Origin of the sequence: Primorskyibacter flagellatus (genome assembly GCF_014638275.1) — a bacterium.
GTDB classification, from domain to species: domain Bacteria; phylum Pseudomonadota; class Alphaproteobacteria; order Rhodobacterales; family Rhodobacteraceae; genus Pseudooceanicola; species Pseudooceanicola flagellatus_A.
In genome coordinates this window covers 1,764,068-1,788,086 of the sequence record NZ_BMFJ01000001.1, presented here as the reverse complement: position 1 = coordinate 1,788,086, position 24,019 = coordinate 1,764,068, and the positions used below count along the sequence as shown (strand labels likewise).

Below are 24,019 nucleotides of genomic sequence, written 5' to 3'. Positions count from 1 at the left end.
GGGTGGATGGTTGGGCCGTCCTACCTCCGAGGAGCCAATGGCCGAACTGAACGAACTCCCTGCGATCGAACCGGCGGATGTCACCGACGACGACTTCCTGCTGATCTACGACAACTCGGCCGCGTCGACGCCGGCCAGGCGCGCCACCCGCGCCCAGGTTCTCCAAGGTGTCGCGCGCGAGGGCGGGAACCACAATTTCAGCACATCGGAAATCAACGACCTGACCGTGAGCACTGCGACGCTGGTGAGCGCCAAGATCACCACGGAGTTGTCGTTCGATGAGGCCGGGAAGATCCAGAAGGTCTATCGCGCAACGGCAGACCTCACGACGGTAGGGACCGCAGACGGAGCCGGGGAAAACCTGACCGCCACCGTCACAGGTATCGTCGCCGGGGATTACCTCGCGGTCTCGTTCGCTGAGCTTCTTCCTGACGGCCTGACCTGGCAGGCGTGGATTTCTGCCGCCGATACCGTCACGATCCGCTTCTTCAACATGTCGGGCGGCGCAATCGGGTCCGACACCTATACCATCAAAATCTTGGCGTTCCGGTCGGTCTGACCACTGTGCATTGGGGTTGTGCAGGGGCTGAGCGAAGTCTCTCGCATGGCAACGCTCTCAACCGCACCCCGCTTCACTGTCGTAACGCTCGCCTCTGCGACTGCGGGGCCGTTCGACCTGTCATTCCGGCTTTTCGACGCGGACAGTGTGGATGTCTTCGTCAACTCCGTCCCGGCGACCAACTGGACGCTCTCGGCGAACTTCGTCGACGGCTTCGACGACAATGCCTCGATCACTTTCGACGCGCCATTGGAGATCGGAGACAACATCTGGATCGAGTCGAACCTGAACCCGTCACGGGCATCGGATTACCTCGACGGCCCCGGCCTCACTGCCAAACTGAACATCGAACTCGCCCGGCTTTGGTCGGCCACCGCAGACAACCGCAGGAGCATCCGGAACTCCGTCAGGTTCTTCCAGCCCCTGTCGCCTCTTAAAATCTCCCCCGGAAAGGTGCTCGTCGGAAACCTCGCTGGTGACGCTCTGGAATTTGGGCCGACCGTCGCGGACCTGGGCGCCGGGGCCGAATCCGCCGCAGCGTCAGCCGCCGCCGCCGCGGTCTCGGAAGCGAACGCCGCCGCCGACGCCGCCTCGGGCCGCGCTCTGCTGGAAGCGACGATCCTCGCGGCCGTGTCTGCTGGCGCGCATATCTACGCGGATACCACGGACGGTCTCGCGAGTACGTCCGATGGCGACATCTTCATGGTCGCCGATGGCCTCTCCATCATCACCTACGAGAACGACGGCGGTGTCGCGGTTGAGATCGGCCGCACGATGCCGCGGCGTTTCCCCTCTCTGGCCGCGATGGTTTCGGCGCCCGGCATGGTCAACGGTGCCTACGTCTCAGTCGACAGTGGCTACAACGGCGAGCCCGAGTCGTTCCTGTTCGATACCGGGACTTCCTACACGGAGAACGGCCGCGAGGTCTTCGATGCGACCGGCGGCGTGTCCGGCCAATTCATCTCGACCCGGCACTGGTTCAAGACCCCGCTCGAATTCATGATGGACCCTCGGGTCTCCACCTTCTTCGAGTCCGCTCCGACCGTTTCCGTGTCGACCCGCTTTCGCGCAGGCCGGTTCACCTACACAATGGCGCTGGACACCGCCACCGATCACCAGTGGGCGACCGCAGGCGGTGTCAAATTCTACGTCGACCCGGAGACCAACGGGTGCCGCCACGTAGACGCTCTCGCCCCCGCGAAGAACGGACACCTATCTGAGGTCATCGACCGAACTGACGACTACGCGAAAATTCAGGCGATCTGGGCGGCCGGGAACATCGAATTCGGCGTCGGGCACCACTACTCCACGGCCAGACTCGAGTATCGCTCGAACCAGACGATCCTCCTACCGCCCCATGAAACGGGTTGGATTGTCTTCGCCAATGACGTGACGCCTGCGATCAGGAGCAAGGATGGCCTGGCGGCGTCCCGCGTCCATATCGAAAACCTCTGGGTCACCCGAGGTAGTAGCACGGATGACCGTCTCGCCTTCAACTTCGACAAGACGACGCTGAGCACATTCCTGAATTGCGGGAACTCGAACTTCCGCCAAGGGATGTCGATGAACCGGGTCGATGCGTCGGCCGTCTTCTTCAACTATGTCCACAATTACGAGTCCCGCACCTGCCTGATCGGCATCATCAATGAAAACGACGGGACTTCGCCGAACGGCAACTGGTTCGACAAAATCAACATCAACGATGTCGGGCTCTGGAACCTGTTTGTTGCTGATCGGATCGGCATCAAGGTGGGTGGGTACGGCAACACCTGGTCGCGAGTCCGCCTGGGTCAATCGACCGAGAACATCGGTGGGTCCGGTTTCGTTTTCGATGTGATCTCCGGCTCCAACCACGTCTTCGGACTGTATGTCGAGGGCACCTACGAGCACTCCGTCGAGAACCAGTCGAACAACACGCTCCGCAAAAACATGATTATCGGCTTCCATCTGGATAGCCTTTATGCGGGACCGATCTACGACCCCTACGGCACGCTCTCCGTGGTTGATGCCGACCAGAGCTGGTGGGTGAAGACCGACGTTGAGATCGGCTGCAACCTTCGCGGCGAAACTCTGACGGCATGGAGCGAGGCCTCCATTCCGGCGGTTCATGTTCGGGCGCGTGACGGTGTAGCAGCGGCGCTGTTCAGGATGTCGACCGCCACCACGGACATCGGAGGGTCACGGAACTTCGACATCAAGCTGCTCGGCACGGGTCTCACAGGCACCGGCTTCGCCCCGATCGCGCAAATCCACATGGACAGCGTGCATCGTCTCAGTATCGACAAGAACGGCGTTCTGCACCCCGCCAGTGATGGCGGCGTCGATCTCGGCAGATCTTCCCATCGCTTCGAAGACATCTTCTCGCAGAACGGCGTCTCCACGACCTCTGACGGACGGTTGAAGGAGCAGATCGAAGAACTCGACGACGTGCTTATGCAGGTCGCCGCCACCCTCAAGACTCTCATGAAGCGGTGGAAGTGGCGCAGCGCCGTCGCAGAGAAGGGTGACGACGCGCGCTGGCACTTCGGCTGGATCGCCCAGGAAGCCATTCAGGTTTTCACCGATGCAGGTCTCGACTGGCGGGAATACGGGGTCTTCACCTTCGATGAGTGGTGGGAGGCTGATGTCCGGACCCTGCCGATCTACGACATGATCCTCGAAGAACAGGATGACGATGAGCCGGACGAGGTGCTTGTCGAACCTGAGGTGATCGTCCGGATGACGTTCACCACCGAAGCGCAGGCGCTTGAGGCCACCTACGATCCGGAGACCGTGCAACGATGCGACCGATACGGTGTTCGGAAGGATGAACTCCTTGCGCTCGTAATCGCGGCGTCGTGAGGGGTGAGATGACCAAGGAAGATTTCCTCCCCCGCACCCGCACCTTCATCGGATTGATGAGGGACATGTTCTGGCTCGTCACCATCGTCACGCCGATGATGCTTCTGATGCTCTACGGGCTCTATTCGCTCAACAAGGACTGGATCGTCGGGACCGTGCGCAAGGAACTCGGGATCGAGAAACTGGCCACGCAGGAGTCAGTCGAGGCGGTGTCGCAGAAGGTCGAGAACCTGAGCAACAGCATGGCGAACAAGCTGAACGACGTGGCGACCGATGTGAGGCGCGCCACCGGGGACGACAAGGTGATCCGCCAGGAGCCGGGGCTGTCCTATGTCGAGGAGCCGGTCAGCCCCGGTCAGAACGTCATCCTCTGGCTGCGTGTCGCACGCACACGGCTCGGTAAGGACTGCCGCCTTGTCGATTGGACGCCGCTGTTCGTGGACGCGCAGAACGTCCCTTTCGCCGGGTCGAAGATCCACAACGGGGTGCGGCGCCAGATCAGCGACAAGTCCGATAAACTGAGGATTGAAATGATACCGCCGAAAGGCCTGATCCCCGGTCGGATCGAACTGTACCTGGTGCTCGACTACGACTGCGCCGGCGCCCGCGTCCCCGACAAGACCGACACCGTGACTTATCGCCTATTGGAGAAGTGACCATGCGCCTGATTGAAGACTGGAAAAGGGTCGCCACCCGCGCCTATTCGATGTGGGCATTCTACCTGTCGGCTGTGGCCTTGATCGCGCCTGACGCCATCTACCTGCTGGCCGGGCGGGATTCGAACCCGCGGCTGTGGTGGTTCATCGCGCTGGCCCTGCTGATCTACGGCATCGTCGGTCGCCTGATCGACCAGCGCGACGGCGGTGTTCTGGGTAATCTGGGGCGTCTCCTGCTGTTCCTGGTCGGCGTCCTGCGGCTGATCTGGTTCGCGCTGACTGACCGGCTGAAAATGCGGTCCTCCTCGGCCGCCACCTTCCTCGCGATCGCCGTCGCTTTTGTGGGGCTCAAAGAAGGCAAGGAGAACCACGCCTACCTCGACCGCATCGCCAAGCCGCCGGTCTGGACGATCTGCTACGGCGAAACGCGCGGGGTGAAGCCGGGCGACTACCGCACCGATGCCGAATGCGCGGACATGCTGGCGAAGGGCCTGCTGGAATACCGCGCCGGCCTGCATCGCTACTTCACGCCGGAGACGATCCAGCGCCGCCTGACGCCGGAACGGGATACCGCCTATGTGTCGCTCGCATGGAACGTCGGGATCGCCGGGACCGGGAAGTCGACCGCGACCCGCCGGCTGAACGCGGGCGACATCGCCGGCGGCTGCACTGCGATCACCTGGTGGAACAAGGCGGGCGGCCGTGTGATCCGCGGACTGGTTTTGCGCCGGCAGGATGAGTACCGCCTCTGCATGAAGGGCGTGCGGTGATCTCACGCTTTATCACCCCCATCCTCGCGCTTGTGGCGGCCGCCGGCGTCATCTTCGGTGCATGGCAGATGCGCCGTGCATCGGACCTTTCTCAAGAATTGACGACAACTCAGGCAGAGCTCGCGGCCCAGAAGGCGGTTGCGGAGCAACACGCTGAGGCTGCGAGGGTCCACCGGGCCCACCTTGAGAGGGTCGAACGGGAAAATGCGGAGTGGGAACTCATCGAGCGGGAACTGCGGGGCCTCGAAGGTCGCGATGTTCCTCTGCCTGATGCTCTGCGTGACGCAGCTTCCCGCCTGTGGCCGTAAGCAGACCAGAACGGTTCCCGTCCGCACCTACGTTCCTGCTGACCTCCTGACGACATGCCCCGGATGGACCGGCCCAAGGCCTGAGACCATCGGCGGGTTCATTGACGCAGCCGCCGCGGAGAAGCGCGGCCGGCTCTGCAACGCCACCAAAATCGAAACCATCGCCCGGATCGTGGGGCCGCAGTAGCGGTCACGCCCGAGGTATTGCGCTGAAAGAGGAAAAACATGGCCGTTCTGGACGACAACGACATCGAATACGACTGGTCCGATGGTGAAATCTTGACCGTCCGCACGCTGTTCCAGAACAGGCAGATCGGTAGCAAGATCGCGATCGCCACTGGCTCGACGGCGCCGACCCACGAATGCGACGGTGTTCTCCTCAATTTCGAGGACAGCCTGGGTATTGCCGCTGGTGTCACGGTCTACTGGCGACGTTGTAGCGGCAACACCGCCATCGTTTCCCGCACGGAGGTCGAATAATGGCCACCGCGCACAACCCCTCAGGCGGCGTAAACCTCAATCCGATTCCGCTGGTCAACGGTGAACGGAGTTACGAGTACAGCCCCGGCGATGTCATCAGCTTCTCGGATGAAATGCTCCTGACGCTCGGCAATCGCGATGCCGACCGCCAGTTTTCGATCAACGGCGGGTCGGCCGTCACGCAGGACACCTACACCGCGTTGGACGCCGACATTTTCATCGACCTGTTGTTCGGTGATCGGAGCGCCAGTGTGACCCGCGCCTTCGATCCCGAGAACCTGTTCACGGGGAACGGCTGGCGGATCGCGCAGCACCCGACCGAAGGGGACGAGGTGATTTTCCTCTCCGTACCCTCGGCCCCCTCCGCCCCCGTAGTCGCCTCCACCGGGGCAACCTCCGTCACCTTCGTCTAAAGGACTGCCCAATGGCACAAATCGTTACTCCCTACACCGGCGACCCTTACAGAGAGCGGGTCAATACCAACCTCGGCCGGTTCGTCGTCGGAAAGACCCATGACGGACTTACCGCAGGCGTCCGTTATCACGCGCACACCATCGCGGAAGGTTCCACGCCGTTCTACACAGATGCCACCTATCAGGGATGGGTGGCCAACCGTCTGTCCCTGACGATGAGCGGCGCAGCCGGGAACTATGCGAACTGGGTGAGCCGCACTGGGCACCGCGCGACGGTCAACATCACCGACCTGGCCCCGATCTACGGCGGGTTCGAGTATGGCATTTCCGCGCCGTGGGGGTTCGATGTCACGCTTTCGGCCTGCGCGATCGAATACCCGGTCGGCGTGTTCACGCCCTTCACCTGGGGCGGCGGGAATACCGAAGGCACGACGATCCTGCGCGGCACGATCCAGAAGGCCAACACGGTCACCATCAATATCCCGAAAGGCGAAATCTTCTGGCTCTGGACGTGGCAGAACTCCCCGACCAACGAGGTCGCGCAGGGGCCGGGCTTCTCCGCCAATATCGAAACCTTTGGCGACGGGCACCTGAACGGCGCTCCGGGCGGAACGGCTTTCAACCGGACGTGGACTGTTGTCGGTACGGGCACCGTCAAGAACTGCTACTTCCCGACCGCCATTGTCGGCACTTGCCCCGGAGACCATTGCAGCCCCGTCGCGTGCGGCGACAGCACCTATTACGGCGGCAACAACGTGGCTACCGGCTTGCACCCCGACACCCGCGAACGCGGCGTCATCGGCAACGTTTTGGCACCGGACATCGGTTTCCTGAATCTCGGCTATAACGGCACGACGGCAGGGACGTGGTTGGCCCAGATGAACACGACCGCCCTCGCTACGCTGATGCAGTACGTGACCCTTGGCGTCGTGGGTTTCGGTGTGAACGACATCTCGGCAACCACCCCCGCTCAGCCCGTCACCATCCGCGCGAACATGGCAACACTGGTCAACTACCTGCGGTCGCTTGCCCGTCCTGACGTGCCGTTCATTCCGACTACGGTCACGCCGAACACGAGCACATCGGACGGACACACGACTATCGCAGGCCAATCGGCGAAGTTCAGCAGCACCACTGGCGCGGCGGCAGAGACTCTGAAAGAGGAGTTCAACGCTGAGCGGCGCCGCGGAGTCAACGGCTTCAACCCCGGATACATCGAGGCGGCTCTCAGCTTCTGTGCACCGGGGCGCGAGGCAATCTGGCACGCTGATCCGGCCTTCTCCGGTCCGATCTGCGACACTCCGACGGGCCTGCACCCGAATGCTGTCGGCTACGCTCTCATGCGCCAGCGGAACCTGATCGACCGCAGCATCTTCGGGTTGGGGCCGATGGCGCCCTGGGCCGGTGACGCGGCTGCGCTGGGGCTGTGACCATGGCCAAGAACGCCCTCAGCATCGTCAAGGACACGACCAGCGCCGGGCTGGCCGTGTTCGGCCCCCTGACCGTGACCCATGTGCCTGTCGGCCTCGAATACCGGCGGGCTGATACGGTGGAAGAGGTGAAGGAGGCGCTGCGCCAGACCCTTGCCGATCTCACGCCGGGCGACCCGCGCAACTGCGTCTCTGTGGTGCGGGAGAGCGGGGCCTATTTCATCTACGCGCCGGCCAAGACAGGGCGGATGGATACCCGATCCTTTGAAATCGCCGGAACGACGGATCACGCGGTTACGCTGGTCATGCGCGCCCTCGGTGATCTGGAAGACGCGCAGACCCTTAACCCGGTCGGCGTGCAGCCCGGCGGCATCACCGTCAAATGACCATGCCGGAAAACTTCGTCTGGCGGACACCGCTCGCTCCGCTGGACGACGTGGCCAACATCATGGCGGACCTCGGCACGGATCGCACCGGGGCCTGCGTTCTGGTGGCCATGGCAGGGGGCAGGGCGCTATCCAGCGGCACCATAGCAGATCGCGCCGGGGAACTTCTCGGGCGGGATTTCGAGGTGCAGTCGCTCAAGACGCAGATCAAGCGGCTGCGTGCCATGGGCTGCGGGATCAGGACCGTCTACGGGGTCGGGTATCAGTTGCTGTTCACGCCGGGGCGCTAGAAGAAGTTCGCGGGCTTCGGAAACAGCACCGCGTCGATCAGGTCAGCGGTTCGCTCCTTCGGGCCGATGGTGAATTCCTCTCCCGGCGGTATGCAGATCGTCTGCCATTCGCTCCGCCAGATGATGCCATCGGTCGAGGTCAGGGTGACCGGATGCTCGGTCCCGTCAACACGGCGTAGAATTTGATCGGAGGTGTAGATTGGCATGTGATCGCCCTCTATGGTCTGGCCGGAATTTATCATGGCCGTGGGTTTGTGTACCAGCGCCCCGGCCATGAGAACCGGGGCGCTGATTTCATTGACGATTTCAGGAACTTAAAATCCCTAGGCCTAGGCCGTGCCGGTTCGAATCCGGCCGCGGGTACCACAATGTCGCACATTGAGAATGGGCGGCGGTGCAGCCGGACAACCGAAGTGCCATTGCATGTGCCGGTCGCGGAATGTTTTCCTCATTAAGCCATCTGCAATCCTTGCCTGTCATCGTGGCGCCGACATCGTGAGCGGAGCAGATGACATGAAATCCCTTCTACTGGCTGCCGGCCTGATCCCCTTGGCCACGGCCGCATTTTCCGACCGATATGCGGAAGTCATGGGCGGCTACGCCCATGACCACGTGATGACCTGGGCGGCCGATCCCGCCATCGTCGCCGCGATCCGGGCGCAGAATGACCGGACCGCCGGGCTGGCACAGCAGGATATCGACTCGCTTGACCAGACTTGGCAGCAGGAGGTCGGTAAAGGCACGCATCCGACGATCGACACGGTTCTCACAAACCCTGTCTCTGACATGCTGCGGGCGCGGGTGGCGGAGTCCGGCGGCGTGGTGACAGAGGTCTTCATCATGGACGCCCGCGGCCTCAACGTCGCGTCATCTGCGGTGACCTCGGACTACTGGCAGGGGGACGAGGCCAAGTTCAGCCAATCCTTTGGCCGGGGGGCAGGGGCAGTTCATGTGGGCGAGATCGAATTCGATGACTCCACCCAGACCTATCAGGGCCAGGTCTCCGTCGCTGTCACCGATCCCGACTCCGGGCTGCCGATCGGGGCCATCACCGTCGGTCTGAACGCAGAGATGCTGTTCTGACACTGGGAAACCGCGCCGGACCCGCGCCGGCGCGCAGCAAGAAAGGCGCGCGGATGACCGACCCCCAGACCCAAACCGCGGCGGTTGCCCGGTTGAAATCCACATTCGTTGTCAGCACTCTGATGGTGGCCGTCTGCATTCTCGCGGTTGTTGCCGTGTCGCAGGTTTTCGCACACAGGCAGTTCGCACAGACCTTCGAACAGGGTGTGGCAGAGCGGGCCCGGGAATATACCGCGTTCCTCGCTGATCGAATGGGCGGGATGATCCGGTTCGGAAAGACCGACCAGATCTCTGCTGCCATCGACGATCTGCGGACCCGGACGGACGGGGAGGTCACGGGAGCTGCCGTCTTCTCCGCCGACGGTGAGACACTGCATAACTCCGGTGCAGCGCTGGACATGAACGCCGCCCGGTCCCTTGCGCGGCAGGCCCTGGCCTCGGGCGGGCCCGTATCTGGCCTGGACGGGTTCTCTGTCGCCACTCCCGCGACCTTCGGACAGGACAGGCAGGCCATCGGGGCGGTTGTCACGGTCTGGTCGCCGGAACGGAGGCTGGAGGAGGCGCGGGCTGTCACCGGTAGAACGATCCTCCTCGCAGGTTTGGTCTGCGTTGTCGCGCTTGCCCTGTCGGCTTTGTTTTTCTGGGTCCGGATGTCGCGTCCTTTGCGGGCGACTCAGCGCGCGATCTGGCTGGTGTCGCATGGCGATTATGAAACCGAGGTCCCCGCCCGCGACCGGGGCGATGAAATCGGCAGTATCGCGCGGTCGCTCGCCGACCTGCAGGACCGGCTCCGCACCGCTCGCGAGAAGGAAGAGGATCAGGCGTTCCGCAGCGCGGCCGTCGACAGCGCCGGCTCGGCGCTGCTGCTGCTGCATCGGGATTTCCGGATCCGGACTGCAAACGGCGCCTGCGCGGACCTGCTGCGCCACGCGACGGCACATTTCGGGGGCGCCTGGACGGATTGCGACGATCTCTGCCAGCCCGGTCAGCCGGCCCAGGACATTCCCGGACTGGCCGAGAGACTGGATGAAGTGGCGTCTGGAAAGCTGTCTCCGCCACTGCGTTTCGAACTGCGTTATGGCCACCACCGTCTCTCCATCTACGGCCAGTCGGTCAACGGGCCCGAAGGCGACGCGATCGGATATGTGCTCGAACTGAAGGATGTCTCTGACGAAGCCCTGAACGCAGCATTGCTAGGGGCGATTGACCGTAATCAGCTTCGACTGGACCTGGATCGCGATGGCAGCGTGACCGGCTTCAACGATGGTTTTCTCTCAGTGGCTGGGGGCGATGCCGCTGCGCTTCGGGCGGTGCCGGGAACGCGACCGTTGACGGCTTTGGGAACCGACGGGACGAAGGTGGAACTCGTGGAAGAGGCCCTGCGATCCGGACGGGTCCTCACCGGAAAGTTCGAAGTGTCGCTCGGTTCCGGCCGCGCCCCCGTGGTCGATGGCTCCCTGACGCCGGTTGTGGATGCCGAAGGCCACGTGGAACGGGTCGTCTTCATCGGGACGGATGTGACCCGCCCCCACTACACGATGCTGGCCGCCGAAACCGACAGAACATCCATTGCGGAGGAACAGCAGAGCGTGGTCAGCACCCTGAAGACCGGTCTCGGCCGGCTCGCCGACGGGGACCTGACAGCAACGATCGACGCCCAGTTCGGCCCGGCCTACGACCAGTTGCGGGTCAATTTCAACCAGGCCGTCCAGTCTCTGCACTCCGCCATGGAAGCAGTTGTAAGCAATGCGGAGTCGATCTCTGGCGAGGCGGGCGAAATCACCAGCGCTGCTGACGATCTCGCCCGGCGAACCGAACGCCAGGCGGCGACGCTGGAGGAAACGGCAGCCGCGCTCGACGAACTGACGGCGTCTGTCCGATCGGCAGCGGAAGGTGCAGATGAGGCCAGCGGGATTTCCCTGACGGCGCTTGAGCGTGCCCGAACCGGGGGGGAGGTCGCAAAACGCGCCGTCGATGCCATGGACGCGATCCGGGTCTCCAGCCAGGAAATCTCCAAGATCACGACGGTCATCGATGATATCGCTTTCCAGACCAACCTCCTGGCTCTGAATGCCGGTGTCGAGGCCGCGCGCGCCGGCGAAGCAGGGCGCGGTTTTGCCGTTGTCGCAACAGAGGTTCGCGCACTTGCGCAGAGATCGTCAGACGCCGCGCGGGAAATCAATGACCTGATTTCCGCCTCCGGCAATCAGGTGCGATCCGGCGTGGACCTCGTGGATCAGACCGGACAGGCCCTCTCCCATATTGTCGAAGCTGTCTCCGACATTTCGAAGCGGGTATCGGACATCGCGGCGTCCGCGCGGGAACAGTCGGCCGGTCTCGGCGAAATCAACACGGCGATGAACGATCTCGACCACGTCACCCAGCAGAACGCAGCAATGTTCGAGGAAACCAACGCGGCGAGCCATGCCCTGACACAGGAGGCGACTGCGCTCGTGGCCGCCGCCGAACGGTTTCGGCTGGCCAGAACCCCCGCTGCGACACGCCCTAAACGCCCGGTCCAGGCCCGGCCGCACCAGCCGCAATCCCCCTCACCAGGCCGCGCTGCCGTCGGGGCGGCTCAGACCGCTGCGGACCAGCAGGGATGGGAGGAATTCTGAATGCCAACTCGGGACCGTTCCAGCGCTGCCGGCTTCGGGAACCGGAAGGTTCTGCAGGGCATGTCCTGGGCGCGCAGCCATGATCCCCGCGCCCGGATCGTCAGCCGACGGGAATGGTCAGTCGCGTACCCCGGCGAAGCGCTGCTTCCACTCCGCCAACTCATCGTCGGTGATTTTCCGGAACAGGTTGTCCGGCACGGCAAAACTGTCCCCCTCCGACAACCGGTTCAGTGCCGAGGGGACATCGTCCGGCCAGGACAGATCGCCCAGCCCCATTGCGGTCGCAATTTCCGACGCGGCGTCGGGAATGAACGGAGCGGAGAGCACCGCATAAAGCGCCGCGAGGTTGAGCGACAGCCGGACGATTCCCGCCGCGGCCTGCGGATCCTCCTTATAGACGCTCCACGGTGCGGCAGTCTGAAGATATTCGTTCCCGACCACCCAGATCGCCCGCAACTCCTGGGAGGCCTTTCGCACCTCCATCGCCTCCATCATCGCGGCATAAGTCTCGACTCGCGCCGAAAGATCCGTAATCAGCGCCTCCTCCGTCGCGCCAAAGGTCCCGCCCGAAGGCACGGTTTCCCCGAACTTGGATCGGCAGAATTTCGTGACCCGCGACACGAAGTTGCCAAGCACGTCGGCCAGGTCCTTGTTCACGGACGACTGGAAATTCTCCCAGGTGAATTCAGAGTCGGAACTTTCCGGCGCGTGGCTCAGCAGCCACCAGCGCCAGTAGTCCGACGGAAGCAGGCTCAACGCTTGGTCCATGAATACGCCGCGCCCGCGCGAGGTGGAGAACTGGCCGCCTTCGTAATTGAGGTAATTGAAGGACTTGATGTAATCGACCACCTTCCACGGCTCGCCGGACCCGAGGATGGTTGCCGGGAAGGTCAGGGTGTGGAAGGGCACGTTGTCCTTGCCCATGAATTGGGTGTAGCGGACGTCCGCCGCACCCTTGTCGGTCCGCCACCAGCGTTCCCAGTCCGTGCCCTTGCCGGCGTCGACCCATTCCTCTGCGCATGCGATATATTCGATCGGTGCGTCGAACCAGACGTAGAAGACCTTGCCCTCCATACCCGGCCAGTCTTCATCGCCGCGACGCACGGGGATCCCCCAGTCCAGGTCCCGCGTGATCCCCCGGTCCTGCAGCCCGTCTCCATCGTGCAGCCATTTTCGTGCGATCGACGTCGTCAGGACCGGCCAGTCCGTCTTGCTGTCGATCCAGGACTCGAGCTGATCCTTCATCACGGACTGACGGAGGTAGAGATGCTTGGTCTCGCGCATCTCCAGATCGGTCGAACCGGAAATGGTCGAATGCGGATTGATCAGGTCCACAGGATCGAGCTGCTTGGTGCAATTGTCGCACTGGTCTCCACGGGCGGAGTCGAAGCCACAGTTGGGGCAGGTGCCCTCGATGTACCGATCGGGCAGAAAACGTCCGTCCGCATGAGAGTACATCTGCTGCTCGACCACCTCCTCGATCAGGCCCGCATCGAACAGACGTGCGGCAAAATGCTGGGTCAGCCGGTGGTTCTGCGGGCCGGACGACCGGCCGAAATGGTCGAAGGACAGGCGGAACCCGTCCGCAATCCGGGCCTGCACCTCGTGCATTTCCGCGCAGTATTCGGCCACCGGCTTGCCGGCCTTGGCCGCCGCCAGCTCTGCCGGTGTGCCGTGTTCGTCGGTGGCGCAGAGAAACAGCACCTCGTGCCCGCGCGCCCGCTGGTAGCGCGCAAACAGGTCAGCGGGCAGCTGCGACCCGACCAGGTTTCCGAGGTGCTTGATCCCATTGATATAGGGGATGGCGGAGGTAATGAGATGTCGGGCCATGGTCACCCTGCGCTGGCGGAGTTGAGAGGCCTGTCACCGGAGAACCGGGCGGGCCGGCCGGTTTCGGGCCAGTCGCTGCCTAGTATGCGGACAAGAAAAAGGCAACGCCCGACGGGGGCGTTGCCTCAGCATTTGGTCCTGGACGGATCAGACGATCAGGCGTTTTTCTTCTTGCGACGGCCCAGAGCGGCGAGGCCACCCATGGCGCCGAGCAGCAGCGCGCCGGCTGCTGGAACCGGAACGGCAGACACGGTGAACGTGTAGCCCATGATCACGGTCTTGGCGGTGCCATCCGCGAAGAAGTTCAGCGAGAAGTCGTTGCTGGTCACGAAAGTCGGCAGCGTGCCGGTCGCGTTGCCGGTGGACCCGTTGGAGTTCACGGTAGTGAACCCGGTATCGGTCGCGCCCACACCGAACAGAACCTTGTACAGGTCGTCGCCGCCGGAGAAGCCCGAACCGCTGATCGACACGATGCTGACACGCACCGGGCCGGACACTTCGTAGTTGAACACCGCGCTGCCGTTCGGAGCGAGCGCAAAGCCCTCACCGATTTCGGAGCCGGGGGAAACCGGCACTGCGCCGGCTGCAAGGGGCAGCGTCACTGCGACGGCGGCCGATGCGAGGATGTTGCGAATGTTGAGGGTCATGTCAGTCCTGCAAAAATAAGGTGAAATGCTACTAGGATTGGGGTCAAACGTTCAGCTTTTGATCTTGTTCCTAATGCGCGGTTACATTTTGGGCGGTGATCTTCGTCAGTGGTCGTCTGCGCACGACTAACGCCATGCGGTTTGGTGCGTCCATATTCTCACCATCCCAACGAACTTTCAACAATTCTTGACACTTTTCCGCCTTGAGATTGCCCCAGTTCACACAATCGGGATAATCCCCGGTGTCTCCGGGTTATTGTATCCAACTTTAGCCTGTTTTTTGGGCATTTTCTGTTTGCAGACCGGAATCGCCTCTGGTGCGCACCCGCGTCAGTTGCGCCGCAGGAGTCGCCCGATGACGAAGCTTGTGCGCGGCGCGTAGACATAGGCGGTGCGTTCGCGGGGTTTCCGGCCGACTCGCATCCGTCCGACAGAGAAGGCCAGCAGGAAGATGTGACCGGCCGCGACCATCCCGAAAATTGCGGGCGGGCCAAAGGCCGTGACCAGCCAGGCCGCGACATAGGGGGCGAAAATCGCGCCGATGGCGTAGTAGAACAGTAGGGCCGCGGACAGCTCGGCCCGTTCGTCGTCGGTGACGAAGTCGTGTGCATGCGCGGCGGCGATCGAATAGACCGGGTAGGTCGCGATGCCGAAGAAGAATGCGTTGATCTGCGCGCTCGCCGCGGACATTCCGCCAATGGCGGCCGAGGCCGCGCAACTGGCGATTGTCGCCAGAGAGACCACGAGAAGCACCTTGCGCCGGTCATACCGGTCGGCCAGCCAGCCCACGGGGATCTGCGCCAGCGCCCCGCCCAGCACGAATAGCGCCAGGAACCACGCGATCTGCCGTGCGTCCAGCCCGACGGCCTGACCGTAGAGCGGCCCGATCATCCGGAAGGTCGCCGCCGACAGCGCAGATACGATTACGGCCACCGCCGCGAGCGGGGAGCTTTTCCACGCGATGATCGGCCTCAGCCTCGGCGTCTCCGGCATCGCGGGTTGCACCGCGGTGGACAGGGTCAGCGGCAGGATCGCGGCGCAGCACACCAGCGCCAGCAGGTTGTAGGAGGCGTAGCTCGCCGGCGTCAGGAACCCGATCAGCAACTGCGACACCAGTGCCGCGCCCATGTCGGCCATCCGGTACATGCCGGTGAGCCGGCCGCGCGTCTCCTTGGTGATGCGCACCATGAGCCAGCCCTCGATCACGGTGTAGCTGCCCGCGATGCAAAGACCTGAGAGGATGCGCAGCAGCGCCCAGAAATAGGGCTCCACCCATAGCATGTGCGCGAGCAGCCCGATCACCCCGAACACCACGAAGGCGGCAAAGGCCCGCGCGTGACCGACCGCGCCCATGAGCCGCGGCGCCCACCAACATCCCAGGAAGAACCCCAGGAAATGCGCAGAACCGAGCAGGCCGATCTGCTGGCTTGAAAATCCCTCCGCCAGCCCCGACAGCGCGTCGAGCGGCCCGAGCCCGCCCGAGGAGAGCTGGAGCAGGACCACCGACAGGAACAGCGGGGCAAGTGAGAACAGGAGCTGCATGGCCCTTCATTGCCCCGGCGGCAGGGAATTCGCCAGCCCCGAAGCGACATGCAGGGGCGATTGTGCAGAAGCCACCAGATGCCGGTCGCGGACCCGGTCAGGACATGGGGCAGGGGGCGCGGACATCGTGCGGTTCGGACCGGCCCGGCGTCAGGGTGAACCCCTCGCCCTCCGCCCGCTGCATCTGCCATAGCTTTGGCGGATCCATCCGGGCGCGCATCCGTTCCAGCCGCCAGCGCTGCGCCTGTCCCCTGTGTTCCGCCTCTGTCCGCCAGCGGCTTTCGACTCCCTGCGCGCCCCCCGGACCCGGTGTCAGGATCAGCCCGAGAGGCGCCAGCCTCCCGCCCTCCGCCCCGGTTTCGGCGGCCAGATGCAGCCGGCGCACGGCAGTCAGCCCCGGCAGGCCGGGGATATCGGCCACGGCCAGCGCCGCCGTCCCACTGCGCAGGACCTCTTCCAGCGTCCAGAGCACGTCCTCCGCCCGTTTCGGCCGCACGAAGATCAGCCGTTCCGGGCCGATCAGCTCCGCCACCCCCTCGGCATGCAGTTGTTCCGCCTGCCAGGCCGGGGCGATCCACCAGATCGGGCCGCGATCCCCGCCCGCCGCCAGCCGGGCCGCCACCAGCATCGCAAAGCTCCGCCGCGCGCCGCCGCAGCCTTCGTGCAGCCGGCCAAGCGACAGGGTCGCGCCTTCGGTCAGGGTCAGTGCGGGCGCGGCCCGAAGCGGACGGCGCGACAGCAGGGGATGGGTGACGGACATGTCTGAAGGATAAAATGTTCGCTAAATGTTCTCAAGATGCGTGACAGCATTTCGGTAATCTCTTTCGGCTATCAGGTCCGGGACAGAGGGACACCGGATGAAGACTCGCCAACTCGGCCGGACCGGGATCAAGGTTTCGCCGCTCGCGCTCGGGACGATGGGCTGGGGAAGCCAGCTTGATACCCGCCCGGCACATGCGCAGATCGACCTGGCGCTGGATCATGGCGTGAACCTGATCGACACGTCGGAAATCTACCCGATGGACCCGATACGCCCCGAAACGCTTGGCCGTACCGAAAGGATCATCGGCCTCTGGCTGGAGAAAAGCGTACGCAACCGCGCTGACATCATCCTCTCCACCAAGCAGGCGGGGCAGGGGCTGCGCCATGTCCGCGGCGGCGCGCCGATCAAAGGCGACACGGTGCGGCAGGCTGTCGAAGGATCCCTGCGCCGGCTCAAGACGGACTATATCGACCTGTTCCAGTTCCATTGGCCGAACCGCAGGTCCAGCCGGTTCGGCGGCCGCCGCGCAGCACCGCGCCAGACGGCGGAGGCGGTGCTGGACAACATGGCCGATTGCCTAAACGCGCTTGAAGCGGAACAGCGGCGCGGCACGATCCGCGCCTTCGGTCTCTGCAACGAAACCGCCTGGGGCACCGCGCGCTGGCGCGATCTCGCCCGCAGCCGCGACATCCGCGGGCCGGTCAGCGTCCAGAACGAATATTCATTGCTCTGCCGCGGGTTTGAAACCGATCTGGCCGAACTGTGCCTCTATGACCGCATCAGCCTGATCGCCAGCGCGCCGCTCGCCTCCGGCCTGCTGACGGGGAAGTACCAGGATCGCGTGATTCCGAACGGATCGCGGATGGAGCGGATGCCCGACCTGAACGGCCGCGCCGGGGACCGGGCCTTCACTGCGGTCGACGGCTATCTCGAGGTGGCGCAGAAACACGGGCTCGACCCGGTGCGCATGGCGCTCGCCTGGGTCATGTCCCGCCCCTTTGTCGCCTCTGCCGTCTTCGGGGCCAGTTCGACGGACCAGATCCGCCACATCCTCGACGGCGCGGACACGGTGCTGACCGACGAGGTGCTCGCCGATATTGAAGATGTCTACCGCGACCGTGCGCGGCCCTTCTGATCCCTTCGCGGGCAGACCGGCGCGACCAAGGTTGCCCGTATACAACACATCCCCAGCCTGAATGCGCGGTCCCCCCTTGCCGCTTGCGCCCCCGCGCCTTCCGCGCATTGCTGAGCACCGGAGGGATGTCATGCCGCTTTCGATGTCGTCGGAGGTCTTCATTACCTGTGCCGTGACCGGATCGGGTCAGACACAGGACAGGTCCCCGCATGTTCCGCGCAGCCCGAAGCAGATCGCCGACAGCGCCATCGCCGCTGCAAGGGCCGGGGCGGCCGCCGTGCATCTTCACGTCCGCGACCCCGACAGCGGCGCACCCTCACGCAACCCCGCGCTCTATCGCGAAACCGTGGATCGCATCCGCGACTCCGGGACCGACGTGGTCATCAACCTGACCGCCGGAATGGGCGGCGACCTGATTCTCGGCGGAACCGACCGTCCGCTGCCCCCAGGTCCCGGCACCGACATGGTCGGGGCAGAGGAACGGCTGATCCATATCGCCGACTGCCGCCCGGAGATCTGCACCCTTGACTGCGGCACCATGAACTTCGCCGAAAACGACTATGTCATGACCAACACGCCGGGCATGCTGCGCGACATGGGCGCGCGCATTACCGCACTTGGTGTCGTGCCCGAGATCGAATGCTTCGACACCGGCCACCTCTGGTTCGCCCGGCAGCTGGTGGACGAAGGTATTCTGAAATCCCCCGCACTGGTGCAACTGTGTATGGGCGTGCCCTGGGGCGCACCCGACGATTTGCAAACCTTTCACACGATGGTTGCAAACCTTCCAGCGGGCTGGAAGTTTTCGGCATTTGGGCTGGGCCGCCACCAGATGCCATATGTGGCCGCGTCTGTTCTGGCCGGTGGCCACGTCCGTGTCGGGCTGGAGGACAACCTGTGGCTCGCCCGCGGCCAGCTCGCAACCAATGCCCAGCTTGTCGAACGGGCCGTAACCATCATCGAGGCGCTCGGTGCCCGCGTGATGGGGCCGCAGCAGATGCGCGAGACCCTCGGGCTCTCGAAACGCGCACCGGGAGAGTAACCAGTGACCCGCACGGCAGCGATCATCGGCGGAGGAGTCATCGGCGCGGGCTGGGCGGCCCGGTTTCTTCTGAACGGCTGGAATGTCCGCGTCTTCGACCCGGAGCCATCGGCCCGCGAGAGGGTGCATGCGGTCCTCGATGCCGCCCGTCTCGCACTGCCGGGGCTGGGCGATGTGGCCTTGCCGCCTGAGGGAGAACTGAGCTTCCCCGGCCTGATCTCGGAATCCGTGCGCGGCGCTGAATGGGTGCAGGAAAGCGTGCCCGAACGCATTGAACTGAAACAGAAGATCTACCAGGCGATCCAGCTGCACATGGAGGAAGACGCAATCCTCGCATCCTCGACCTCGGGCTTCACTCCGACGGAGCTTCAGGTCAGCTCTGCGAGCCCCGGCCAGATCATTGTCGCCCATCCCTTCAACCCGGTCTACCTGCTGCCGCTGGTCGAACTCGTGGCCTCTGACCGGACGGCGCCCGACCTGGTGGCGCGCGCGCAGGACACGCTGAACGCCATTGGCATGTTCCCCCTGACGGTGCGCGCGGAGGTCCCCGCCCATGTCGCCGACCGATTGCTCGAAGCGGTCTGGCGCGAGGCGTTGTGGCTGGTGAAGGACGGCGTGGCCACGACCGGAGAGATCGACGACGCGATCCGCATGGGCTTTGGCCTGAGGTGGGCGCAGATGGGGCTGTTCGAAACCTACCGCATTGCTGGCGGCGACGGCGGGATGGAGCATTTCCTCGGCCAGTTCGGCCCCGCCCTGAAATGGCCCTGGACCAAGCTGACCGACGTGCCCGAGATGGACGCCGAACTGGTCCGCAACATCGCCAGCCAGTCCGACACCCAGTCCGGCGCCCTGTCGATCCGAGAGCTCGAGGCACAGCGCGACCGCAACCTGACCGGCTTTCTCCGCGTTCTTGGCCAGCAGGGCTGGGGTGCGGGAAACGTGCTGCGCGCCGCGGACGACCGGAACCTCTCCGCCGCAGGGGTGCCCGCGACCTTTGACGACATAGCCGATCCCGCGGCCCCGACCCGCACCGTTCACCGCGCTGTGCCGCTGGACTGGCTCGACTACAACGGCCACATGACCGAAGCGCGCTATCTCCATGTCTTCGGCGATGCCACCGACCGGATGATGACCCTGATCGGATGCGACCGGGATTACATCGCCGCCGGCAAAAGCTTCTTCACCGTCGAAACCCACATCCGGCACCTGGACGAGGTTACCGCCGGGGCGCCACTGGTGGTGGACACGCGGGTGATCGCGGGGGGCGGCAAGAAGATGCACCTCTGGCATGAACTCCGCTCCGGCGACCGCCTGCTGGCCACGGCCGAGCATATGCTGCTGCATGTCGACCTGAAGACCCGGCGGTCCGTCGCGCTGACGCAGGTGCTGGCCGAACGGCTTGGCGTGCTGGTCAAGGCGCAGTCGAGGCTTCCCGCGCCCGAGGGGCTGTCGCGCGCGATCGGCGACGCGCTTTAGGACACCTCAGAGCGCAGCCGCGCCAGCATGTCGGGTAGGACGCGCGCAGTGACCGTGGCCTCCCGCACGAGTGCGTCGAAGTCCTCTGTCAGCGCCTGCACCCGCTCCCGGTCACGGAACACGATGTAATGGCGCCCGGAATACAGCACCGCCATCAGGGGCCCGAATACCGTCACCGGGGCCGAGAAGATCCGGCGTGCGTCGAACAGATACATCCTCAACCGGGGGTAAAGCGTCTGCGACAGCTCTGCAAAGCGATCGATCTGGGCCAGCCGGATACGGGCGGGAAGCCCGCGGTAATACCCCTCCGCGCGGGCAAAGCTTTCCATTTCGTGAAGCGGCATGGCCATTTCGTAGTCCGAATTCGCGCGGCGCATCCAGGCCAGCCGATCCTCCGACGCGTTGATCGCCTGTTCCGTTGTCCGGCCCAGATGCGGCGTGTATTCCCACTGCAGGAACTCCGTCGTCTTGAGCATGTCGGGCAGGGCGGCCGGCACGTGGCGGATCTTGTAGCCCGCAGCCTCCCTGTGCCAGGCAAAGATCTGTTCGTCCACCAATGCGCGCGGCGCGGCGGTGATCGACAGGGAGGTCGCCAGCAGGTTCGCCGCTGTCTCGGGCCGCTCCGACAGGGAGAGCAGCCAGTCCGCCGACACGCCGAGCGCGGAGGCGCATTCCCCGACAACCTGTGCATTCGGCAGCCGCGCCCCGCCGCCGGTCAGCAATTGAGAGATCGTCGACCGGTCCACCCCGATCGCACGTGCCAGCCCCGACTGGGTTTCCCCCTGCCGCTGCATCGCCTGTTTGAGACGATCCCGGAACTGCTGCGCTCGGACGCGTTTGTCGATGTTTTCCGCCATGTGCGGAAAAATATCACCAATCGGGAGTTTTGTTAATCACATTCAGAATGTTCGCCCCCAGAGGGCGGAGCGTAGGGTCGGGACATGGGACACGGACCGCGAAAACGCGGCCAAGGCAACGGGTTACGGAACATGGAGACACGGGCGCGCACGCTTGTGAAGTCGGTCGTCTGGACGCTTATCGGGCTGGTGGTGATGGTGGTGGTCGGCGCGATCTTCACCGGGTCGTTCACCACTGGAGGGGCGATGGCGGTGATCAACGCGGCGCTCGGCTTCGTCACTTACGCAATCTACGAACGGGTCTGGGCCAATATCGGATGGGGCCGCGATGCGTAAGGTCGAATGGCCGACGCTCGGCCTGCTGGTTGCCACCTACGGCTGCATCGCACTGGGCACGACATGGCTGGCAACGCTCAGCCTGCCGCTGGCGATCGTGCTCACCGGCATCGCGATTTCCCTGCACAGTTCGCTCTGTCACGAGATCATTCACAACCATCCCTTCCGCTCGCGCCGGCTGAACGAGGCGCTGGTCCTTCCGGCCGTCGGCCTGATCGTGCCCTACCTGCGCTTCCGCGACACCCATCTCGCCCATCACCGCGACGAAAACCTGACCGACCCCTACGACGACCCCGAAAGCAACTTCTGGGATCCGGCGGTCTGGTCGCGCATGCCCCGGTGGCAGCAGCGTCTGATGCTCGCCAACAACACGCTGGCCGGGCGCATGATCCTTGGTCCGCTGGTCGGCACCTTCTGCTTCCTGCGCCTTGAACTGCGTGCCGCGCGGGCAGGGGACGCGCGGGTGCGGCAGGGCTGGCTCTGGCACATCCCGGCGCTGGTGCCGGTTGCGCTCTGGCTGGCGCTTGTCGCCGAGATGCCGGTCTGGGCCTACCTGCTTGCCGCCTATCTGTCCCACGCACTCCAGAAGATCCGCACCTTCCTGGAACACCGGGCCCATGAGCGCGCCCGCGGTCGCACCGTGATCGTGGAAGACCGCGGACCGCTGGCCTGGCTGTTCCTGAACAATAACCTGCATCTGGTACACCACGCCCATCCCAACCGGCCCTGGTACGAACTGCCCGCGCTCTACGCCCGCAACAGGGACAACTTCCTGCGTCGCAACGACGGTTACCGCTACCGGTCCTATGCCGAGGTCTTCGCGCGTTACCTTACCCGCGCCAAGGATCCGGTGCCGCATCCCCTCTGGCAGCCCCCCGCGGAATAGGCCAATGCTAAATCCATGATGGAATCATGGATTTGGGTCACCCTCGCGGCCACGGTCTTCCAGACCGCCCGCTTCATGTTGCAGAAAGTGCTGGCGACCGGCGGACTGTCCGCCGCCGGGGCAACTTTTGCACGCTTCTTCTACTCCGCCCCGATCGTCTGGCTCGCCGCGTTCCTGATCCTGCCGGACTGGCCTGACATGGGGCCGAAGTTCTGGCCATATGCCATCGCCGGGGGGATCAGTCAGATCATGGCGACGGTCTGCGTCGTGCTGCTGTTCCAGACGCGCAACTTCGCCGTCGGCATCACGCTCAAGAAGACCGAGGTGCTGCTGACCGTGCTTGTCGGCATCGTCATCCTGGGAGAGGGCGTGTCCTGGACCGCCTTCGCCGCCATGGTGCTGGGCGTCGCCGGGGTGCTGCTGCTGTCGGACCCGCCGAAGGTCGAGGGGCAGGGGCTGCTTGGCCTGCTGAAAAGCCGTGCGGTCGTGCTTGGCCTCACCTCCGGCATCTTTTTCGGGATCTCGGCAGTTACCTATCGCGGCGCCTCACTCGAAGTATCCGCGGATCCTGCCATCCGCGCGCTGGCAACGCTGGCCTGCGTGCTGCTCGTACAGGTCGTCGCGCTCGGCACCTGGCTGCTGATCCGCGAACCGGGAGAGATCCCGCGCGTCGCCCGTGCCTGGAAACGCGCGGTCTGGATCGGCCTGACCTCGCTTGGCGGCAGCTACTGCTGGTTCGTCGCCTTCACGCTGGAAAACGCGGGCTACGTCTTTGCGGTCGGGCAGGTCGAGGTGATCCTCTCCCTGCTCGCCTCCGTCTTCTTCTTTCACGAAACCATCAGCCGGAAAGAGGCGGTCGGAATCGCGCTCATCACCGTGTCTGTCGCCGCGCTGATCGCGGTGACCTAGTCGTCGCGCCCCCGGGCATCGACCAGCCCGCGCAGCCGCATGAAGGCGCGGTTTTCGTTGTTGTTGGCGAAGAACGGGACAGAGGCCGGCGGGCGCGGATCGGCAGCGCGTTGCTGCACCTCGGCCAGCACGACCTCCGTGATGAAGGGCAGGTCGAAGCTGCGCGCCTCCTCCAGCGGGATCCACTGCAGCGCCGACAGTTCGTCACAGGCCGCGCCGAAATCGTCGAGGTCCGACACCACGGATTCATCCGCATCCACCACGAAGAACCGCGCATCGAAGCGGCGCGGACGGCCCGGCGGGGTGATCGCGCGGAACACGAACCGCAAGGCGGAGGCATCGGGTACGTGACCCGTCGCGGCAAACGTCTCCCAGTCCGGTGGCGGAGTCATGTCCCAGGTGCCGGGACGGCCAAGGATCAGCCCGGTCTCTTCCCACAGCTCCCGGATCGCGGCGACGCCAAGCGCGTGGACCAGGTCGCCGGTGGATTCCTCGGCCAGGCGCGACGCGCAGGGATCCGGAATCGCGCCTGCCAGCGGCACGTCCGCGTCGCCCGGATCGACCGCGCCGCCGGGAAACACCACCTTGTTCGGCATGAACACCGCGCCGGCGCCGCGCTGCCCCATCAGGACCTTGGGCGCCGTCGCCCGGTCGCGCAGGGCGATCACGGTAGCGGCATTGCGGATCTGCGACTTGTCGACCGCAGGCGCGGCGGATTCCATGGTCATTCGGTTCGGTCCTCCCTCTGGCGCGGAACGG

The 24,019-nt window shown here is 64.5% G+C and carries 25 protein-coding genes; 18 read left to right on the top strand and 7 right to left on the bottom strand.

Annotated elements, in window-relative coordinates:
- The first annotated feature begins 37 nt into the window (after window positions 1–37).
- The 10 genes from IEV87_RS08750 to IEV87_RS08705 all read left to right on the top strand — a co-directional run bounded on the left by IEV87_RS08750 (window position 38) and on the right by IEV87_RS08705 (window position 8,133).
- Window positions 38–559 (top strand): hypothetical protein, encoded by a 522-nt coding sequence (locus tag IEV87_RS08750; RefSeq protein WP_188477259.1) that lies wholly within the window; start codon window positions 38–40, stop codon window positions 557–559.
- 45 nt (window positions 560–604) lie between these two features.
- Window positions 605–3,400, top strand: a complete 2,796-nt coding sequence (locus tag IEV87_RS08745) for a tail fiber domain-containing protein (RefSeq protein WP_188477258.1) — start codon at window positions 605–607, stop codon at window positions 3,398–3,400.
- An 8-nt stretch (window positions 3,401–3,408) separates the two neighbouring features.
- A complete protein-coding gene (locus tag IEV87_RS08740; protein ID WP_188477257.1) occupies window positions 3,409–4,056 on the top strand; it encodes a hypothetical protein in 648 nt (215 codons plus the stop codon).
- A gap of 2 nt (window positions 4,057–4,058) precedes the next feature.
- Entirely contained in the window at window positions 4,059–4,826 is a 768-nt protein-coding gene (locus tag IEV87_RS08735) for a lysozyme (protein WP_188477256.1), read from the top strand.
- A 255-nt stretch (window positions 4,827–5,081) separates the two neighbouring features.
- The gene (gene lysC / locus IEV87_RS08730; RefSeq protein WP_188477255.1) at window positions 5,082–5,321 is read left to right on the top strand and encodes an Rz1-like lysis system protein LysC; all 240 of its coding nucleotides are present in this window, start codon (window positions 5,082–5,084) and stop codon (window positions 5,319–5,321) included.
- 38 nt (window positions 5,322–5,359) lie between these two features.
- A complete protein-coding gene (locus IEV87_RS08725) occupies window positions 5,360–5,614 on the top strand; it encodes a hypothetical protein (RefSeq protein WP_188477254.1) in 255 nt (84 codons plus the stop codon).
- On the top strand, window positions 5,614–6,027 hold the full coding sequence (locus tag IEV87_RS08720) for a hypothetical protein (protein ID WP_188477253.1): 414 nt from the start codon (window positions 5,614–5,616) through the stop codon (window positions 6,025–6,027). Before IEV87_RS08725 ends, IEV87_RS08720 begins: the two co-directional genes overlap by 1 nt.
- Before the next feature lie 11 nt (window positions 6,028–6,038).
- Window positions 6,039–7,457 (top strand): SGNH/GDSL hydrolase family protein, encoded by a 1,419-nt coding sequence (locus IEV87_RS08715; protein WP_188477252.1) that lies wholly within the window; start codon window positions 6,039–6,041, stop codon window positions 7,455–7,457.
- 2 nt (window positions 7,458–7,459) lie between these two features.
- Window positions 7,460–7,843 (top strand): hypothetical protein, encoded by a 384-nt coding sequence (locus IEV87_RS08710; RefSeq protein WP_188477251.1) that lies wholly within the window; start codon window positions 7,460–7,462, stop codon window positions 7,841–7,843.
- Window positions 7,840–8,133, top strand: a complete 294-nt coding sequence (locus IEV87_RS08705) for a helix-turn-helix domain-containing protein (RefSeq protein WP_188477250.1) — start codon at window positions 7,840–7,842, stop codon at window positions 8,131–8,133. The genes IEV87_RS08710 and IEV87_RS08705 overlap by 4 nt, the downstream gene beginning before the upstream one ends.
- On the opposite strand, the gene IEV87_RS08700 is transcribed toward IEV87_RS08705, so the two are convergent.
- Entirely contained in the window at window positions 8,130–8,339 is a 210-nt protein-coding gene (locus IEV87_RS08700) for a hypothetical protein (RefSeq protein WP_188477249.1), read from the bottom strand. The genes IEV87_RS08705 and IEV87_RS08700 overlap by 4 nt on opposite strands.
- Before the next feature lie 307 nt (window positions 8,340–8,646).
- On the opposite strand from IEV87_RS08700, the gene IEV87_RS08695 reads away from it, so the two are divergent.
- Window positions 8,647–9,216 (top strand): cache domain-containing protein, encoded by a 570-nt coding sequence (locus tag IEV87_RS08695; RefSeq protein ID WP_188477248.1) that lies wholly within the window; start codon window positions 8,647–8,649, stop codon window positions 9,214–9,216.
- A 53-nt stretch (window positions 9,217–9,269) separates the two neighbouring features.
- Entirely contained in the window at window positions 9,270–11,834 is a 2,565-nt protein-coding gene (locus tag IEV87_RS08690) for a methyl-accepting chemotaxis protein (RefSeq protein ID WP_188477247.1), read from the top strand.
- Between the two features lie 117 nt (window positions 11,835–11,951).
- Here IEV87_RS08690 and metG read toward each other — a convergent pair whose 3' ends face one another.
- The 4 genes from metG to IEV87_RS08670 form a co-directional block, all read right to left on the bottom strand.
- Window positions 11,952–13,664: a methionine--tRNA ligase gene (gene metG / locus IEV87_RS08685; protein ID WP_188477246.1), complete on the bottom strand. Its 1,713-nt coding sequence runs from the start codon at window positions 13,662–13,664 to the stop codon at window positions 11,952–11,954.
- A gap of 155 nt (window positions 13,665–13,819) precedes the next feature.
- Window positions 13,820–14,311 carry a VPLPA-CTERM sorting domain-containing protein gene (locus tag IEV87_RS08680; RefSeq protein WP_188477245.1) on the bottom strand — a complete coding sequence of 164 codons (492 nt, stop codon included), beginning with the start codon at window positions 14,309–14,311 and terminating at the stop codon, window positions 13,820–13,822.
- A gap of 330 nt (window positions 14,312–14,641) precedes the next feature.
- Window positions 14,642–15,853 (bottom strand): MFS transporter, encoded by a 1,212-nt coding sequence (locus IEV87_RS08675; protein ID WP_188477244.1) that lies wholly within the window; start codon window positions 15,851–15,853, stop codon window positions 14,642–14,644.
- Between the two features lie 97 nt (window positions 15,854–15,950).
- A complete protein-coding gene (locus IEV87_RS08670; protein ID WP_229737499.1) occupies window positions 15,951–16,613 on the bottom strand; it encodes an ImuA family protein in 663 nt (220 codons plus the stop codon).
- 97 nt (window positions 16,614–16,710) lie between these two features.
- Here IEV87_RS08670 and IEV87_RS08665 point away from each other — a divergent pair, with 97 nt between their 5' ends.
- From IEV87_RS08665 to IEV87_RS08655, 3 genes are all read left to right on the top strand, one after another.
- Window positions 16,711–17,751, top strand: coding sequence for an aldo/keto reductase (locus IEV87_RS08665; protein WP_188477243.1), 1,041 nt, complete (start codon window positions 16,711–16,713; stop codon window positions 17,749–17,751).
- A gap of 130 nt (window positions 17,752–17,881) precedes the next feature.
- Complete coding sequence (locus tag IEV87_RS08660; protein ID WP_188477242.1) at window positions 17,882–18,793, top strand: 3-keto-5-aminohexanoate cleavage protein; 912 nt, start codon at window positions 17,882–17,884, stop codon at window positions 18,791–18,793.
- A 3-nt stretch (window positions 18,794–18,796) separates the two neighbouring features.
- Window positions 18,797–20,272, top strand: coding sequence for a carnitine 3-dehydrogenase (locus tag IEV87_RS08655; RefSeq protein WP_188477241.1), 1,476 nt, complete (start codon window positions 18,797–18,799; stop codon window positions 20,270–20,272).
- Here IEV87_RS08655 and IEV87_RS08650 read toward each other — a convergent pair.
- Entirely contained in the window at window positions 20,269–21,129 is an 861-nt protein-coding gene (locus IEV87_RS08650; protein ID WP_188477240.1) for a helix-turn-helix domain-containing protein, read from the bottom strand. The genes IEV87_RS08655 and IEV87_RS08650 overlap by 4 nt on opposite strands.
- Window positions 21,130–21,261: 132 nt before the next feature.
- Here IEV87_RS08650 and IEV87_RS08645 point away from each other — a divergent pair, with 132 nt between their 5' ends.
- Genes IEV87_RS08645 through IEV87_RS08635 form a run of 3 tightly spaced genes read left to right on the top strand, consistent with a single transcriptional unit; the run spans window position 21,262 to window position 23,260 of the window.
- Entirely contained in the window at window positions 21,262–21,465 is a 204-nt protein-coding gene (locus tag IEV87_RS08645; protein ID WP_188477239.1) for a DUF2061 domain-containing protein, read from the top strand.
- Window positions 21,458–22,351, top strand: coding sequence for a fatty acid desaturase (locus tag IEV87_RS08640; RefSeq protein WP_188477238.1), 894 nt, complete (start codon window positions 21,458–21,460; stop codon window positions 22,349–22,351). Before IEV87_RS08645 ends, IEV87_RS08640 begins: the two co-directional genes overlap by 8 nt.
- Before the next feature lie 18 nt (window positions 22,352–22,369).
- Complete coding sequence (locus tag IEV87_RS08635) at window positions 22,370–23,260, top strand: DMT family transporter (RefSeq protein ID WP_188477237.1); 891 nt, start codon at window positions 22,370–22,372, stop codon at window positions 23,258–23,260.
- On the opposite strand, the gene IEV87_RS08630 is transcribed toward IEV87_RS08635, so the two are convergent.
- Window positions 23,257–23,988 (bottom strand): NUDIX hydrolase, encoded by a 732-nt coding sequence (locus IEV87_RS08630; protein ID WP_229737496.1) that lies wholly within the window; start codon window positions 23,986–23,988, stop codon window positions 23,257–23,259. The genes IEV87_RS08635 and IEV87_RS08630 overlap by 4 nt on opposite strands.
- Window positions 23,989–24,019: the final 31 nt, after the last annotated feature.

Bases quoted from the DNA above. Each gene is read 5' to 3' on its own strand.
- IEV87_RS08745 (WP_188477258.1), top strand. From the start codon at position 605: ATGGCAACGCTCTCAACCGCACCCCGCTTCACTGTCGTAACGCTCGCC.
- IEV87_RS08735 (WP_188477256.1), top strand. From the start codon at position 4,059: ATGCGCCTGATTGAAGACTGGAAAAGGGTCGCCACCCGCGCCTATTCG.
- IEV87_RS08690 (WP_188477247.1), top strand. From the start codon at position 9,270: ATGACCGACCCCCAGACCCAAACCGCGGCGGTTGCCCGGTTGAAATCC.
- IEV87_RS08680 (WP_188477245.1), bottom strand. From the start codon at position 14,311: ATGACCCTCAACATTCGCAACATCCTCGCATCGGCCGCCGTCGCAGTG.
- IEV87_RS08705 (WP_188477250.1), top strand. From the start codon at position 7,840: ATGACCATGCCGGAAAACTTCGTCTGGCGGACACCGCTCGCTCCGCTG.
- IEV87_RS08715 (WP_188477252.1), top strand. From the start codon at position 6,039: ATGGCACAAATCGTTACTCCCTACACCGGCGACCCTTACAGAGAGCGG.
- IEV87_RS08695 (WP_188477248.1), top strand. From the start codon at position 8,647: ATGAAATCCCTTCTACTGGCTGCCGGCCTGATCCCCTTGGCCACGGCC.
- IEV87_RS08670 (WP_229737499.1), bottom strand. From the start codon at position 16,613: ATGTCCGTCACCCATCCCCTGCTGTCGCGCCGTCCGCTTCGGGCCGCG.
- IEV87_RS08675 (WP_188477244.1), bottom strand. From the start codon at position 15,853: ATGCAGCTCCTGTTCTCACTTGCCCCGCTGTTCCTGTCGGTGGTCCTG.
- IEV87_RS08700 (WP_188477249.1), bottom strand. From the start codon at position 8,339: ATGCCAATCTACACCTCCGATCAAATTCTACGCCGTGTTGACGGGACC.
- IEV87_RS08750 (WP_188477259.1), top strand. From the start codon at position 38: ATGGCCGAACTGAACGAACTCCCTGCGATCGAACCGGCGGATGTCACC.
- IEV87_RS08645 (WP_188477239.1), top strand. From the start codon at position 21,262: ATGGAGACACGGGCGCGCACGCTTGTGAAGTCGGTCGTCTGGACGCTT.
- IEV87_RS08640 (WP_188477238.1), top strand. From the start codon at position 21,458: ATGCGTAAGGTCGAATGGCCGACGCTCGGCCTGCTGGTTGCCACCTAC.
- IEV87_RS08725 (WP_188477254.1), top strand. From the start codon at position 5,360: ATGGCCGTTCTGGACGACAACGACATCGAATACGACTGGTCCGATGGT.
- IEV87_RS08720 (WP_188477253.1), top strand. From the start codon at position 5,614: ATGGCCACCGCGCACAACCCCTCAGGCGGCGTAAACCTCAATCCGATT.
- IEV87_RS08710 (WP_188477251.1), top strand. From the start codon at position 7,460: ATGGCCAAGAACGCCCTCAGCATCGTCAAGGACACGACCAGCGCCGGG.
- lysC (WP_188477255.1), top strand. From the start codon at position 5,082: ATGTTCCTCTGCCTGATGCTCTGCGTGACGCAGCTTCCCGCCTGTGGC.
- IEV87_RS08740 (WP_188477257.1), top strand. From the start codon at position 3,409: ATGACCAAGGAAGATTTCCTCCCCCGCACCCGCACCTTCATCGGATTG.
- IEV87_RS08650 (WP_188477240.1), bottom strand. From the start codon at position 21,129: ATGGCGGAAAACATCGACAAACGCGTCCGAGCGCAGCAGTTCCGGGAT.
- IEV87_RS08630 (WP_229737496.1), bottom strand. From the start codon at position 23,988: ATGACCATGGAATCCGCCGCGCCTGCGGTCGACAAGTCGCAGATCCGC.
- metG (WP_188477246.1), bottom strand. From the start codon at position 13,664: ATGGCCCGACATCTCATTACCTCCGCCATCCCCTATATCAATGGGATC.
- IEV87_RS08635 (WP_188477237.1), top strand. From the start codon at position 22,370: ATGGAATCATGGATTTGGGTCACCCTCGCGGCCACGGTCTTCCAGACC.
- IEV87_RS08665 (WP_188477243.1), top strand. From the start codon at position 16,711: ATGAAGACTCGCCAACTCGGCCGGACCGGGATCAAGGTTTCGCCGCTC.
- IEV87_RS08660 (WP_188477242.1), top strand. From the start codon at position 17,882: ATGCCGCTTTCGATGTCGTCGGAGGTCTTCATTACCTGTGCCGTGACC.